The organism is Xanthomonas albilineans, from assembly GCF_002939705.1.
GTDB lineage: Bacteria > Pseudomonadota > Gammaproteobacteria > Xanthomonadales > Xanthomonadaceae > Xanthomonas_A > Xanthomonas_A albilineans.
This window is the reverse complement of the sequence record NZ_MDCB01000002.1, coordinates 268,279-282,919: the sequence shown is the minus strand read 5'-3', so window position 1 is coordinate 282,919 and position 14,641 is coordinate 268,279. Positions and strand designations below refer to the sequence as shown.

Annotated in this window: 12 protein-coding genes and 1 tRNA gene; 4 read left to right on the top strand and 9 right to left on the bottom strand. The window is 63.6% G+C overall.

The window, feature by feature from the left end; genetic code table 11:
- The first annotated feature begins 153 nt into the window (after positions 1–153).
- Entirely contained in the window at positions 154–1,497 is a 1,344-nt protein-coding gene (locus XalbCFBP2523_RS02780) for a hemolysin family protein (protein WP_045765828.1), read from the top strand.
- A 158-nt stretch (positions 1,498–1,655) separates the two neighbouring features.
- On the opposite strand, the gene XalbCFBP2523_RS02775 is transcribed toward XalbCFBP2523_RS02780, so the two are convergent.
- A complete protein-coding gene (locus XalbCFBP2523_RS02775; RefSeq protein WP_012916185.1) occupies positions 1,656–1,841 on the bottom strand; it encodes a hypothetical protein in 186 nt (61 codons plus the stop codon).
- A 491-nt stretch (positions 1,842–2,332) separates the two neighbouring features.
- Here XalbCFBP2523_RS02775 and XalbCFBP2523_RS02770 point away from each other — a divergent pair, with 491 nt between their 5' ends.
- A complete protein-coding gene (locus XalbCFBP2523_RS02770) occupies positions 2,333–3,139 on the top strand; it encodes an SDR family oxidoreductase (protein WP_045765829.1) in 807 nt (268 codons plus the stop codon).
- A 13-nt stretch (positions 3,140–3,152) separates the two neighbouring features.
- Here the strand turns inward: XalbCFBP2523_RS02770 and XalbCFBP2523_RS02765 are convergent, their stop codons facing one another.
- On the bottom strand, positions 3,153–3,887 hold the full coding sequence (locus XalbCFBP2523_RS02765; RefSeq protein WP_012916187.1) for a sulfurtransferase: 735 nt from the start codon (positions 3,885–3,887) through the stop codon (positions 3,153–3,155).
- 29 nt (positions 3,888–3,916) lie between these two features.
- Positions 3,917–4,282 carry a DUF6164 family protein gene (locus XalbCFBP2523_RS02760; RefSeq protein WP_045758087.1) on the bottom strand — a complete coding sequence of 122 codons (366 nt, stop codon included), beginning with the start codon at positions 4,280–4,282 and terminating at the stop codon, positions 3,917–3,919.
- A 57-nt stretch (positions 4,283–4,339) separates the two neighbouring features.
- Here XalbCFBP2523_RS02760 and XalbCFBP2523_RS02755 point away from each other — a divergent pair, with 57 nt between their 5' ends.
- Both XalbCFBP2523_RS02755 and XalbCFBP2523_RS02750 read left to right on the top strand, forming a co-directional pair.
- Positions 4,340–4,792, top strand: coding sequence for an FKBP-type peptidyl-prolyl cis-trans isomerase (locus XalbCFBP2523_RS02755; protein WP_196296906.1), 453 nt, complete (start codon positions 4,340–4,342; stop codon positions 4,790–4,792).
- A gap of 13 nt (positions 4,793–4,805) precedes the next feature.
- Positions 4,806–6,065 (top strand): TIGR03862 family flavoprotein, encoded by a 1,260-nt coding sequence (locus tag XalbCFBP2523_RS02750; protein ID WP_045765830.1) that lies wholly within the window; start codon positions 4,806–4,808, stop codon positions 6,063–6,065.
- Between the two features lie 40 nt (positions 6,066–6,105).
- Here the strand turns inward: XalbCFBP2523_RS02750 and XalbCFBP2523_RS02745 are convergent, their stop codons facing one another.
- From XalbCFBP2523_RS02745 to serS, 6 genes are all read right to left on the bottom strand, one after another.
- Positions 6,106–8,292: a diguanylate cyclase domain-containing protein gene (locus XalbCFBP2523_RS02745; protein WP_045765831.1), complete on the bottom strand. Its 2,187-nt coding sequence runs from the start codon at positions 8,290–8,292 to the stop codon at positions 6,106–6,108.
- Positions 8,293–8,496: 204 nt separating this feature from the next.
- Positions 8,497–10,119, bottom strand: a complete 1,623-nt coding sequence (locus XalbCFBP2523_RS02740) for an FMN-binding glutamate synthase family protein (RefSeq protein ID WP_045765832.1) — start codon at positions 10,117–10,119, stop codon at positions 8,497–8,499.
- 130 nt (positions 10,120–10,249) lie between these two features.
- Positions 10,250–11,536 (bottom strand): nucleotide sugar dehydrogenase, encoded by a 1,287-nt coding sequence (locus tag XalbCFBP2523_RS02735; protein WP_045765833.1) that lies wholly within the window; start codon positions 11,534–11,536, stop codon positions 10,250–10,252.
- Between the two features lie 231 nt (positions 11,537–11,767).
- A tRNA-Ser gene (locus XalbCFBP2523_RS02730) sits at positions 11,768–11,857 on the bottom strand.
- Between the two features lie 197 nt (positions 11,858–12,054).
- The gene (locus tag XalbCFBP2523_RS02725) at positions 12,055–12,990 is read right to left on the bottom strand and encodes a LysR family transcriptional regulator (RefSeq protein ID WP_012916196.1); all 936 of its coding nucleotides are present in this window, start codon (positions 12,988–12,990) and stop codon (positions 12,055–12,057) included.
- Positions 12,991–13,249: 259 nt separating this feature from the next.
- Positions 13,250–14,530 carry a serine--tRNA ligase gene (gene serS / locus XalbCFBP2523_RS02720; RefSeq protein WP_045765834.1) on the bottom strand — a complete coding sequence of 427 codons (1,281 nt, stop codon included), beginning with the start codon at positions 14,528–14,530 and terminating at the stop codon, positions 13,250–13,252.
- Between the last annotated feature and the right edge of the window lie 111 nt (positions 14,531–14,641).

Below are 14,641 nucleotides of genomic sequence, written 5' to 3'. Positions count from 1 at the left end.
GGCCTCCAAGTGGACACAGCTGTCGCGATGGTTTGTTACCATGTCGCAGCACCCTTCGCCGGGTGCATGCTATGGACGACGCCACTCATTCCCCTCCCCTGCGCCACCCTGGCGCACCTGTCCCCGCTTCCCTTGCCGCCAGGGAGCGCGCGCATGCTTGAACTGTTGATCGTGGCCGCTCTAGTGCTGCTGAACGGCTTCTTCGCGATGTCGGAGATGTCGCTGATGACCTCGCGCAAGAGCCGGCTGAAGCAGATGGCGCAGTCCAGCTCCCGCGCGGCCAAGGCACTGGCGCTGGCCGAGAATCCCGAACACTTCCTCTCCACGGTGCAGATCGGCATCACCGCCATCGGCATCCTCACCGGCGTATTCGGCGGCGAAGCCATCGGCACGGCGATCGCCACGCGGCTGCAGGTGCTGTTCCCGGCGCTAGCCGCGAACTTCACCCTGATCGGCCACCCGCAGCCGTATTCGGCAATGATCGGCAAAACCCTGGCGATCGTACTGATCACCTTCCTGACATTGATCTTCGGCGAACTGGTACCAAAACGCGTGGCGCTGACCCGTTCGGAAACCATCGCCAGCATCGTCGCGATCCCGATGGGTTGGCTGGCGCGGATCGCCGCCCCAGGCGTTTGGCTGCTGTCGCGCTCGACCCGACTGGTGCTGCGCCTGCTCGGTCTGGGCAAGGAAGAATCGGCATCGGTGACCGAAGAAGAAATTCGCATACTGGTCGCCGAGAGCCACGAGGCCGGCGTGATTGACGCGCACGAGCGCAACATGATGAACCGGGTCATGCGCCTGGGCGACCGCACCGCCGACAGCCTGATGACCCCGCGCAATCGCATCGCCTGGCTCGATGCCAACGCCGAGCCGCAACGCAACCTACAGGTGATGCACGAACATGCATTCTCGCGCTACCCCGTGTACCGCGGCAACGATCAGGACATCGCTGGCGTGCTGGAAGTGAAATCGCTGGTGACGCGCATGGGGAGCGGCGGCGAGCAGTTGTTCCAAAGCCTGCGCGACACGCTGTTCGTGTCCGAATCCACTCATGCGATGAAGCTGCTGGAGATTTTCCGCGAGGAACAGCAGTCGATGGCGCTGGTGGTGGACGAGTACGGCGAGATCCAGGGACTGGTCACGGTCAGCGACCTGATGGGCGCCGTGGTCGGACGCCTGCAATCGGTGGACAACGCCGACGAGGATGCATTGGTAGTGACACGTAGCGATGGCTCGCTGCTGATCGACGGTTCGCTGGCAATCGAGGATCTGCGTGAATTGCTGGGCGGCGCGGAGTTACCCAGCGCCGAGGAAAGCGACTACAACACCCTGGCCGGCTTGTGCATCTACTACTTCGGACGCATCCCGCATACCGGCGAGTTCTTCGACTGGGCCGGCTGGCGGATCGAGATCGTGGATCTGGACGGCGCACGCGTGGACAAGTTGCTATTGCACAAGCTGCGGGACGATGACAGCGATGACATCACAGGGTGAATGGCCGTCGCGAACGACGGCAAAGGCCGCTGTATCGAGGGTAGCTGTGCGATAGCACTTGCCTGGCACAGGCCTCTGCCTCAGGGCTGGAGATGAACCAAGTATGGACGCAACGCAGCGTTAGTTAATGCCACGCTGCAACACCGACACCATCCGCCTCACCCCTGCAGAAGACGCAGGTCCGATTCGCTGACGAACACGTGACTCACGCGCGGCGTGGTGGTGTTCATGCCACGGTCATCTGAAACATGACTGCGCAAACGCTCCAGATAGATCGACATCTGCTGCAAGGCAGCTTCCAGTCCACAATCGTGCACAGAAGGCGCAGGATGTTGTTCGCTCATGTCGTCATCACCTATTAGAACTTCGTTGACCGAAGCCGCATCACTGCGACCGGTAACCGTAGTGAAACACGGTGCAGGCAGATGACACACCCGACAAAATCAACTCTCCGTGAAGAGGCTTCGATCCTGTGATACACATCGACACAACAGACCCTACAGCCGGACCGGCACTCGCTTCCTCCGCAGGCACTTGCGCAAACACCTAACGAATTCAGGCTGCAACGGCGCCCTCGCTCCCTATATCGGCGCCGGGCTAAAACGAGCATAACGGTGCGATGTCGTCGTAGCTGTTGGCAATCAACAACCACTCGTCACGGCAATAGCGAGTCAACGCCGATTACCGACAAATTACCCAATGCACGCTGCATTACAGCGACAACAAGCCGAACGCGGATGTACGCTGGCATCGCTATCGGTCATCAGCCGTCACGGCGACGCCGGCCACACGGCATCACCGCCACGCTGTGCCCCCACCCTGCCCGAGTGCCACCATGCCCCTTCTCCCGCCGTCCTCTAGCGTTTCCCTGCCGCCGTTGCGCGATCGTGTGGTCCTGATCAGCGGCGGTGCACAAGGTATCGGCCGCGGTGTGGCGCATGCGGTGCTGGATGCCGGCGGCTATGTCGCGCTCGGCGATCTCGATACCGAAGCCGGGCGTGCCTGTCTGGCCGAATTGGGTGCAAACGACCGCGTGCTATTCCGACGCCTGGATGTGACCGCCGAGGCGAGCGTGCGCCGTTTCATCGACACCGCGCTGGCGCGATTCGGACACATCGACGGCCTTGTCAACAATGCTGGTATCGCCGATCCATACACAGGGCCGCTGGAACGCCTATCGTTGCGCGAGTGGCACCGGCGCCTGGCCACGAACCTGGGCGGCGCGTTCCTGTGCTGCAAACACGCGCTGCCGGCCCTGAAGGCCAGCCGTAGCGGCGCGGCGATCGTCAACATCGCCTCTACCCGCGCCCATCAGTCGGAAGCGGACAGCGAAGCCTACGCCGCAGCCAAGGGCGGGCTGGTAGCCTTCACCCATGCGCTGGCAATCAGTGCTGGACCTGCGGTGCGGGTCAACTGCATCAGCCCAGGCTGGATCGCCACCGACGCATGGCGCAAGCCGAGCACGCGACGTAAGCCAATACTGTCGCGGCAGGATCACACCCAACACCCTGCCGGCCGCGTGGGCACACCGCAGGACATCGGCGCACTGGCGGTGTATCTACTCTCGGAACAGGCAGGCTTCGTCACCGGTCAGGACATCGTGGTGGACGGCGGCATGACCCGGAAGATGCAGTACGCCTGAACGCAACAGGTATCTACGGCACCAATGGCTGCAGGTGCGGATCCAGCGCCACGCGATCGTCGAAGACGAAACAGCGACCGTCGTACCCCTCTCCCCCCACTTCCTCGAAGTAACCGAGAATGCCGCCATCCAGTTGCAGTACATTCTCCATGCCATCGGCGCGCATCCAAAGTACCGCCTTCTCGCAGCGAATCCCGCCGGTGCAGAAGCTGACCACGGTCGCGTCGGCCAGGGCCGTGCGATACGGTGCCAGCGCCTCGGGCAGCTCGGTGAACTTGACGATCGGCAAGGTCAGCGCGCCGGCAAAGGTGCCGTGCTCCACTTCCTGCGCATTACGCGTGTCCAAGAGCACCACGCGCCGACCGGTGTCGTCGTGACCCTGGCGCAGCCAACGCTGCAACGTGACCGGCGCCACCGTCGGCGCGCGCGCGCCATCCAGTGGCGAGGCGGCGTCGCGACGGAAACTGATGATTTCCGGTTTAACCTTGGCTTTCAGCCGTGCGAACGGTTGCTGCACACTGACACTGGTCTTGACCCGTAAATCGGCAAAGCGCGGATCGGCGCGCAACTGCGCGTAAAAGGTGTCGATGGCCAGCGTCGCCCCAGCCAGGAATAAATTGATGCCCTCGCCCGCCACCAGAATGGTGCCGCGCAATCCGACCCGTTCAGCCGATGCGTGCAATTGCGTGGCAAACGCATCCGGATCGGCGATAGCGACGAAGTGATAGGCAGCGGTATTGGCGATCATCTGCGTATCTTAGCCTCGCACCTGCGCCTCTAGCCGCGCAGCAGCACGAACGGCAACAGCACCAGCGAAGCAACCAGCAGCATGCCCAGCAAGGTGCCCAGCACGAACAGTGGACGCCGCCGCAGCAAACTGACGAACGTCTCGGCGCTGCCATCGCGCAACGCCGCCGCGCGCTCGGCGCGAGCACGCGCGCCGCGCTGTGTCTGGTATTCGGCCAATAGCGCTTTGGCACGCGCTTGCTCGGCATCCTCGCGCAGCCAGATGCCGCCAGCAGAGATGCCAAACGTGCCGGCTCGGGTTTGGTAATAGTCGATGCAGGCGGCATCGAGCAACGCACACACCTCGGTGCGTTCGTCCTCGGGTACGTCGCGCAGGTTGAGCAATCGTTTGGCCATGCGCCGATGATAGCCGCTGCGGCGATGCGCTACCCTTGCACGCCCTGTCCGCCGTCGATGTTGCCCATGCGCCGTGTCCTGCTGTTGTTGAGCCTGTCGTTGCCAGTCTGGCTGTTGGGCGGCTGCACCCCGCCAGGCCCGCCGCCTGGCGGCCGGATCGCCAGCTTCCAGGCACTCGACGAGCGCGTCGGCAACGGTGCCGAGGCACACCCCGGCAATCGCGTGACCGTGCATTACACCGGCTGGCTGTACGACGAAAACGCCAAGGACAAGCAAGGCGTGAAATTCGACGCCTCCGCCGACCATGGCCAACCCTTTTCCTTCCTACTCGGCGGTGGCCAGGTGATCCGTGGCTGGGACGAAGGCGTGGCCGGGATGCGCGTGGGCGGTAAGCGCCGATTACTGCTGCCACCGGAGTACGGCTATGGCGACAACGGCGCCGGTGGCGTGATCCCGCCTGGGGCCTCGCTGGTGTTCGAGGTCGAACTGCTCGACGTCACGCCACGTTGAGCCAGTCGCAACGATGTCCACCGATAAGCTCGTCGCCCGCGTGCACGGCCGCATCGCCATCGTCGGTGGCGGCCCGGCCGGGCTGATCGCCGCCGAAACCGCGTGCGCGGCCGGCGCCGAGGTCGATCTGTACGAAGCCAAGGGCTCGGTCGGGCGCAAGTTCCTGATCGCTGGCAAGGGTGGACTCAACCTCACGCATTCCGATCCGTTCGCAGACTTCGTCTCGCGCTACCGCGAGCGCGCCACCGCAGTCGGCGACTGGCTGGCCGATTTCGATGCGCAGGCGCTGCGCGCCTGGGCGCAAGCGCAGGGCGTGGAGACCTATGTCGGCAGTTCCGGGCGAGTGTTCCCCCTGGACCGCAAAGCAGCACCGCTGCTGCGCGGATGGGTGCGCCGACTGAAGGACGCGGGGGTACGCTTCCACGTACAACACCACTGGCTGGGCTGGCACGCGGATGGTGCACTGCGCTTTTCCAGCGCCGCTGGCGAATACCTGGCCCAAGCCGATGCCTGCGTGTTGGCGCTGGGCGGCGGCAGCTGGCCACAGCTCGGTTCCGATGGCGCCTGGCAGGACACACTACGTGCCCGTGGGGTGGAGCTGGCACCACTGCGACCGTCCAACTGTGGCTTCGAGGTGGCCTGGAGTGCGCATTTCCGCGGGCGCTATGCCGGCACCCCGCTGAAGCCGGTGATCGCACACTGGCACGACACCGATGGCCGTGCGCAGTCGCTACAAGGCGAATGCGTAGTCAGCGACTCAGGCATCGAAGGCAGCCTGATCTACGCGCTGTCGGCGCACCTGCGCGAGGCAATCGCCACCTACGGCCCGACAACAGTGTGGCTGGACCTGGCGCCAGGCCGCACACTGCAACGTCTACAGGCCGAACTGGGCAAGCCGCGCGGTGGACGCAGCTTCGGCGAACACCTGCGCAGGCAGGCGGGAATCGATGGGGTCAAGACCGCTCTGCTGTTCGAAGTGCTGGGCAAACAGGCTGGTCAGGATCCGGCCCAGGCCGCCGCCACACTCAAGCGCCTGCCGCTGACCCTGTTGCGGCCGCGGCCGCTGGCCGAGGCGATCAGCAGCGCCGGCGGCGTGCGCCTGGAAGCGCTGGACCCACAACTGATGCTGTACACCCTCCCAGGCACCTTCTGCGCGGGCGAAATGCTCGACTGGGAAGCCCCAACCGGGGGCTACCTGCTAACCGCCTGCTTCGCCAGCGGAGTACGCGCCGGTCGCGGCGCCATCGCCTGGCTGCAACGCCACACTGGCTGAACACGGTAGCGCCCGGTACCGGGATGGGCCAGCGCGACGCTCAGAGCGTCGCGATCTGCACGCGACGGTTGGGGTCACGCTTGGCCGCATACATTGCCTCGTCCGCACGCTGCGTGAGTAGTGTCGGGTCAAAGACGGGGCCAGTCTGCAGAGCGATGCCGATGCTCGGCTGCAGCGGCAGACGCTGGCCTTCGACCAGACAGCCCTCGGCGGCGACGGCCAGCACCCGCTCCGCCGCAGCAGTCGCCTCGCGGTGCGGGTCGTCGAGAATGTCCAACAGGACCACGAATTCGTCACCGCCCAGCCGCGCAATGAAGTCTTTCTCGCGCAGGCACGTCTTGAGCAGGCGGGCGAAATGCACCAGCACCGCGTCACCGACATGGTGACCGTAGCGATCGTTGATACCCTTGAAATCGTTCATATCCAGGAACATCAACGCAGCATGGGCATCGCTGCGACGCCCAGATTGATTGAGCAGTTGGCGCAGAGCCTGATTCCAGGCCATACGGTTGGGCAGCCCGGTCAGCTCGTCGTGCAGCGCACGCGCTTCCATCATCCGCGCCGACCGGGTCTGTCCGGTAATATCGCTGACCATCATGTGGAAACCGGCACGTTGCGGCGCCAATGCATCATCCGGCACTAAGCTGAAATGCATGATCCGCGCCTGGCCAGCCGCATCGTTGAGCTCGGCGTCGAACTGCGCTGGCTGCCCATCCAACGCCGGTGACACGTGCGTGGCAAGCAGTTCGAACTGCACCTGATCCAGTACCTCGTGCAGATGACGGCCGACGATCTGTGCCGGCAGCAGCGCGAACCAATCGGCATAGGGCTTGTTAACAAACTGGAAGCGCAGATCGCGATCGACGTAGGCAATCAATGCCGGCGCATTATCGGCGATCGTGCGTAGCTGCGATTCGCTGTGGCGCAAACGCTGCTCGGCCAGCTGCCTCTCCGTGACATCCTGGATTTGCGAGACGAAATGCACCGGACGCTGGTGTTCGTCGCGCACCAGCGATACCGCAAGATGCGCCCACAAGGTACGGCCATCACGACAGAGATAGCGCTTGTCCAAGTGGTAATCGTTACGCTCGCCAGCAACCAACTCCTCCAGCAACGCCGCGTCCCTGGCAATATCCTCCGGATGCGTGATACGTCTGAAATCCATGTCCAGCAACTGCGCGCGACTGTAACCGAGCATCGCGCACAAGGCATCGTTGACCTCCAGCCAGCGTCCTTCCAGCGATACCAGCGCCATACCATGGGCGGCCGCCGAAAACGCACCGGAGAAGCGCTGTCCAGCAAGCAGCGCCGCACGCGTGGCCTCGCGTTCAGCGGTGACATCGCGCATCACGCACACCGCGCCGAGGATGTCTCCGTCGGGGGCGTACAGACGCTCGGCATTGCACAGCACGCTCCGCTGCTGTTGCCCCTTGGCGGCGATCACCATCTCCACGTCGCGTATCGACTCGCCACGCCAGGCGCGCACCAGCGGCACCTGCTCCATCTCGAGCAGGCGTTCGCCGTCTGCATCGAACAAATTGAAGTGCTCCGGCCATTGCGCCGGCGGCAGCGCGCGGGGATCGGCGCTATGCCATTGCCGCGCAACGCGGTTGAACTGACCCAGGGTGCCGTCGGCCGTACACGACACCACGGCATCGGGCATGGTCTCCAGCAGCAACGACAGTGTCTGCGCCTGGGTCTGGGCGATGCGGCCATCGCGGCGCGTCTCCAGTTGCGCGGTGACCTGCTTGGCTAAGCGCTGCAGTCCTTCGCGCTGACGCTCGCTCAACTGCCGCGGCCGGGTGTCGATCACGCATAAGGTGCCGTAGATATAGCCGCCACTGCCCAGCAAGGGCATGCCGGCATAGAAGCGGATGTGCGGCGCCCCCAACACCAACGCATTTTGGGCAAAGCGCGGGTCCAACAGTGCATCGGGGACTTCCATCAAGTTTGGCGACAGCAGCGCATAGGCGCAGAACGCCAGCTCGCGCGGGGTCTCGATCACGTCCAGCCCACAGCTCGCCTTGAACCATTGGCGCCGCTCGTCGATCAGCGACACAATCGCGATCGGTACTTCGCACAGTTGACTGGCAAGCCAAATCAGGTCATTGAAGACCGACTCCGGCGGCGTATCCAACATCTCCAGTTCGGCCAACGCACGCAATCGTTGCGGCTCCCACTCCGGCAATGGCAGAGGGATGAAGGAAGGAGGCTGGGTCTGGCTCATGCGGGGCATGCAGTTTAAATATAACCATCACAATAGCCGGCCATGGCGTCAAGGGAGAATGAGCCTAACAGGGCCGTCGGCACCAGCCGGACCCCACGCAAATCGCGGGTCCGCCCCCTGCCGCCGTCACCTGGTCCCGTCATCGGCGCATTCTGGCATCCCTCATATCGGCAGGGACTGGCTAGGACTGAAGGCTCCGGGTGCTCAGCGCGATTTACTATCGCTTAGGCGACGAATCCGCGGCGGCGGCTGAAACGAATCGCTGCGCGCAGCTTCCCAGTAATCGCGAAACACCGCATGGTCAGGAAGCGTCCGCAACAGTTCGCCCGGCTCCAGATAAGAATAGAGGGACGCCAGCGAGCGGATCTCCACATGCGAAACCCGACGTAGAATGTGTTCAGGCCCGAGCTGCGCCGGGTGTTGCAGGCCAGCGGCACAAAGCAGCTCGGCCAATGCCTTGAGCGTATTGGCGTGATAGTGCGCGACCCGGTTGGCCTTGTCGGTCGGATCTAGGTGCTGCCAGCGGCGGCGGTCCTGGGTGGCGACGCCAGTCGGGCAACGGTCGTTATGGCAGCTCAATGACTGAATGCAGCCCAACGCGAACATGAAGCCGCGCGCGGCATTGCACCAGTCCGCGCCCAGCGCCAGGGTCCGCGCGATGTCGAAGGCACTGGTGATCTTGCCAGCCGCGCCGAGCTTGACCCGCTCGCGGATGTCCAGCCCGACCAGCGTGTTGTGCACCAACAGCAGCGCCTCCTGCATGGGTACGCCGACATGGTCGATGAACTCCGCCGGCGCGGCGCCGGTGCCGCCCTCGGCACCATCGACAACGATGAAGTCCGGGTACATCCCGCTCTCCTGCATCGCCTTGGCGATGGCGAACCACTCCCAGGGATGGCCGATCGCCAATTTGAACCCGGTCGGCTTGCCGCCAGACAGCGTGCGCAGCCGGGCGACGAACTGCAGCAGCTCCAACGGCGTGGAGAACGCCGTATGGCGGGAGGGCGATACGCAATCCCGACCCAGCGCCACCCCGCGCGCGGCCGCGATCTCGGCGCTGACCTTGGCCGCCGGCAGCACACCGCCATGACCCGGCTTGGCCCCCTGCGAGAGCTTGATCTCGATCATCTTGACCTGCGCCAAGGTGGCACTGGCGACGAAACGCGGTTCGTCGAAATGCCCGTTTGCATCACGGCAACCGAAATAGCCGGAGCCGATTTCCCACACCAAGTCGCCACCACCTTCGCGGTGATAGGGCGAAATCGAGCCTTCACCGGTGTCGTGATAGAAGCCGCCTTGGCGCGCGCCACCGTTGAGTGCGCGGATGGCGTTGGCCGACAGCGCACCGAAACTCATCGCCGAAATATTGAATACGCTGGCCGAGTATGGCTGCGCGCAATCGGCACCCACGATGAGGCGAAAGTCGTGGTCGGCAATTTTGCTGGTGGCCAAGGAATGGTTGATCCATTCGTAATCGGCCGCATAAGCGCTACGCTGAGTCCCGAACGGCACAACATCCATGACGTTTTTGGCACGCTCGTAGACCAAGGCGCGCTGTTGACGCGAGAACGGTGCCTCTTCGATATCGCTCTGCAGGAAGTATTGACGCATCTCCGGACCGACCGATTCCAGTGCATAGCGGAAATGCGCCAGGATCGGGTAGTTGCGGCGCAACGTACTACGCGTCTGCAACAGATCCACCGTGCCAAGTACGGACAGCAGCGCGAATGCGACCACACCCAAACCCCACAGTGGCCAGATCGCGCACAACGCGATGGACAACGCCAGGAACAAACAACTGGCGATATAAGCTAGGTAACGGTGCATGACGTTCCTTGCGGGAGTCGAAAGCCAGCGGCGAGTGTAGGCGCTGACGGCGGGCAATGACGTCGGAGCGCGACTGCCCCGCTCCGCCCGCGTACAGCGTCATGAGACCATCCGGACAGGGACGACGCGACTACAGCCGGTCGTCCACCACCTCGCGCGGCCACACCGACTTAACGTCGTAGACCACTAGATCCGAGTTGCCGAGCGCACGAATCTGCGTGGCAGCGAGGCTGCGGTAAGCATCGTGCGCCACCGCCAGCACCACCGCATCGTAACGACCAGGGACCGGCGCGGGCAGCAGGTCGACGCCATGCGCACGCGCAGCCTGCGGATCGGCCCAAGGGTCGCAAGCGTCCACTCGGGCACCGGTGGCAGCCAACGTCTGGACCAATTCCAGCGCTCGACTATTGCGCAAGTCCGGGCAGTTTTCCTTGAAGGTGACACCGAGCACCAGTACATGGGCCGCCACCATCGGCACGCCCTTGCCGGCCAGCAACGCCTGCACCCGCGCGGCGACATGCGCGCCAACCCGGTTATTGACCTTGCGCGCGGTATGGATCAGATCCGGGTGATAGCCGACGCTTTCGGACTTGTGTAGCAAGTAATACGGGTCCACGCCAATGCAATGGCCGCCAACCAGACCAGGTCGGAACGGCAGGAAGTTCCACTTGGTACCCGCTGCCTCCAGCACATCCTGGGTATCAATGTCCAGCCGATCGAAGATCAACGCCAATTCGTTGACCAGGGCGATATTGACGTCGCGCTGAATGTTTTCCACCACCTTGGCCGCCTCGGCTACACGGATCGAAGGCGCACGCCAAGTGCCGGCCGTGATGATCTCCGCGTACAGCGCATCGACTGCCGCGGCAGCGGTGGGATTGGAGCCGGAAGTGATCTTGCGGATATCGGTGAGGCGCCGCTGGCGATCGCCGGGACTGACCCGCTCCGGGCTGTAGCCGCAATGAAAGTCGACGTTGCAGCGCAAGCCCGAGCCCTGCTCCAGCAGCGGCACGCACACTTCCTCGGTCGTCCCCGGGTACACCGTGGATTCGTAGATCACCAGATCGCCGCGCTTGAGTACGCCAGCCAACAATTGGCTGGCCTGACGCAGCGGCTGCAAGTCCGGCTGCTCCTGCGCATCGATCGGGGTCGGCACGGTGACGATGTAGACCGTGCGGTCACGCAACGCGGCCACATCATCGCTGTAGTGCAACTGTACGCCAGCGCGCAACTCCTCCGGCTGCATCTCCAAGGTCTGATCGTACCCAGCACGCAGTTGTGCCACGCGTTGTGCATCGATGTCGTAGCCAAGGGTGTCGTAGCGCGCACCGAACGCCACCGCCAGCGGCAGGCCAACATATCCGAGGCCGATGACGGCAATACGCGGGGACGGATCGAACAGAGTTTCGACAGGCATGCCGTTCCTTTGTTGGGCATCTGCGGCAGCGTGCCGCTGGCGCGGGGGGTGCGAGCTTCCGCAGTCCGCAGAAGATGCCCATGGTAAGCCCGACCGTGACGCGCACCAAGCCATGCGCTGCGGCACGTATGCGCGTCTTGACGCCCGTACATCGACGGTTTCCCATCAACGCAGGCAGAGTGGCCCAAGGTTATCCAGGATTGGCGGGGGAAACAGACCTTCCCCAAAAACTGGCGGAGAGAGTGGGATTCGAACCCACGGAAGGTTTGACCCTTCGCCGGTTTTCAAGACCGGTGCCTTAAACCGCTCGGCCATCTCTCCGATTTGGAACTACTGCATACCGTCGGAAAAATTCCGCAGCATGTGCGCACGCCATGTCGACCCTATCGACGTGCACGTGACTTCTCGCTGCGCCAAGGCAGACATCGCACATGCTGCTGTCTGCCCACACTCGGGTGCATTTTCGCACGCCAGCGCATGTTTTGCTCGCTCACCTCGACCGACATCGGGCTGGTCCGCTATCGACTGTCACTGCCACAGTGCAGACGCGAGGCTTCGAGCTGCCCTGGCAGGTGTTCGGCAAGGAAGTCGATGAACACCCGCACCGCCGGCAACAAGCCACGACGCGAGGCGAACACCGCATGGCAGATACCCTGCGGCAAGGACCATTTCGGCAATACCACTTCCAGTTCGCCGTTGCGCACCGCCTCCGCACAGACCGTCTCGGGCAGCAAGGTGACACCGAAGCCGTCCTTGACCATCGATTGCAGCAGCGGGAAATCGAACCCGGCCACGCGCGGCTGCAAATCAACACGTCGTACTTCGCCCGCAGGGCCATGCAGTTCCCAGTGTTGGCGCACCTCGTCCTCGCTAATGCTCAGGGTCACGTGCGAAGCCAACTCTTCCGGCTCCTTGGGGCGGCCAGCGCGGTCGAGGTATTTGGGGCTGGCCACCAGCAGTTCCTGCACCTGGCCGAAGCTGCGCATCACCAGACTGCCATCGTCGTCCAGGCGCGAGCGCACGCGCAAGGCGACGTCGTAGCCTTCGTTGATGATGTCCACGCGACGGTTGCTGATGTTCAACTGCAACCGCACCTTGGGATATCGATCAAGGAACATGGGCAACAATTTAGGCAATTGCATCTGCGCCAACGATACCGGCACGCTGACCCGGACCAGGCCACGCGGCTCGACGCTCAGCCGGTCCACCACTTCGCGCGCGGCCTGGGCTTCGGCCAGCATCATCTGCGCGTGGCGGTGCACGTTCATTCCCAGGTCGGTGACGGCGAAGCGGCGCGTGGAACGTTGCAGCAGACGCACGCCCAGGTCGCTTTCCAGCTGACTGATGCGGCGGCTCAAGCGCGACTTGGGAATCCCCAGCGCACGCTCGGCAGCGGCAAAGCCACCGTGATCGACCACCATCGCGAAGTAGTACAGGTCGTTGAGGTCGTGCATGTTCTTTTCGATATTCAGAACGATGGGGACAATCGGATCCGATCGGCTCTCATCTTACAACGACATAGGCCGTATAAAGCGACCGCATTCGCCACGATACCCTATCATCATGCGCCCCGGCCCCCCATCCCGCCCTCTAAGAGCGGCGGCCATGTCCAGCGGGCGCGGACAGCGCGCAGGAAACGCCTTGAGGCACATAAGGATTCCGGACACCGCCCGCGCCGTGTCCGGCAGCAAAGCCATCGTTTGTTAGCCACTCTCAACCGATACGTTCGACACCCCCCATATAGGGCTGCAGCGCCTGGGGCACGCTGATCGAGCCATCGGCGTTCTGATAGTTCTCCATCACCGCGATCATCGCGCGGCCAACGGCGGTACCGGAGCCGTTGAGCGTGTGCAGCAGCTCGGGCTTGCCGGTGGCGGGATTGCGCCAACGCGCCTGCATGCGCCGTGCCTGGAAATCGCCGCAATTGGAGCAGGAAGAAATCTCGCGATAGGTCTGCTGCGAGGGCAGCCAGACTTCCAGGTCGTAGGTTTTGCTCGCCGAAAACCCCATGTCGCCGCTACACAGCAGCATCTTGCGGTACGGCAGTCCGAGCGTCTCCAGCACCACTTCGGCGCAACGGGTCATGCGTTCGTGTTCGGCCTCGCTCTCTTCGGGTCGGCACACGCTCACCAATTCCACCTTCTCGAACTGATGTTGGCGAATCATGCCGCGTGTATCACGGCCACCGCTACCGGCTTCGGAGCGGAAGCACAACGAATGCGCGGTCATGCGCAACGGCAGCCGCTCGGCTTCGACGATCTCGTCGCGGACCAGATTGGTCAGCGAGATCTCGGAAGTGGAAATCAGGTAGCGCTTCTGTTCGCCCAGCGCAGTGGCGAACATGTCTTCCTCGAACTTGGGCAACTGGCCGGTGCCGTAGAGGCTGTCGGCGTTGACGATCACCGGCACGTTGGTTTCTTGATACGCATGCGGACCGGTGTGCAGATCGAGCATGAACTGTGCCAAGGCGCGATGCAGCCGCGCAATCGGACCCCGCAGCACGGTGAAACGCGCGCCCGACAGCTTGGCGGCGGATTCGCCGTCCAGCCAGCCGTGTTGCATCCCCAGCTCGACATGATCCTTGACCGGGAAATCGAACGTGCGTGGCGTCCCCCAACGCTGCACTTCGACGTTGTCGACCTCGTCCTTGCCGGTCGGCACGTCGGCCTGCGGCAGATTGGGAATCTCCAGCGCCAGCGTTTCCAACTGGGCGCGGATCTCGTCCAGACGCTGCTCCGACGCCTTCAGCTCGTCGCCGAATCCAGCCACCTCGGCCATCAACGCAGCCACATCCTCACCCTTTGCCTTGGCTTGGCCAATCGCCTTGGAACGGCTGTTGCGCAGGCTCTGCAATTCCTGGGTCCGCACCTGGATGCGCTTACGATCGGCCTCCAGAGCGTCCAGTGCGACCACATCCAAGACATAGCCACGACGGCTGCGCAGCTGCTCGGCAAGGACGGCGGGCTGTTGGCGAAGCAAAGCGGGATCGAGCATGGACGCGGCGGGCAGTGGCAATGAATACGCCATTATCGCCTGTCTGGCGTGGCTTTGCCGACGCCTGGCAACGCAGGGCGGGATTCACCACCCCCATGCCAGAATCGATGC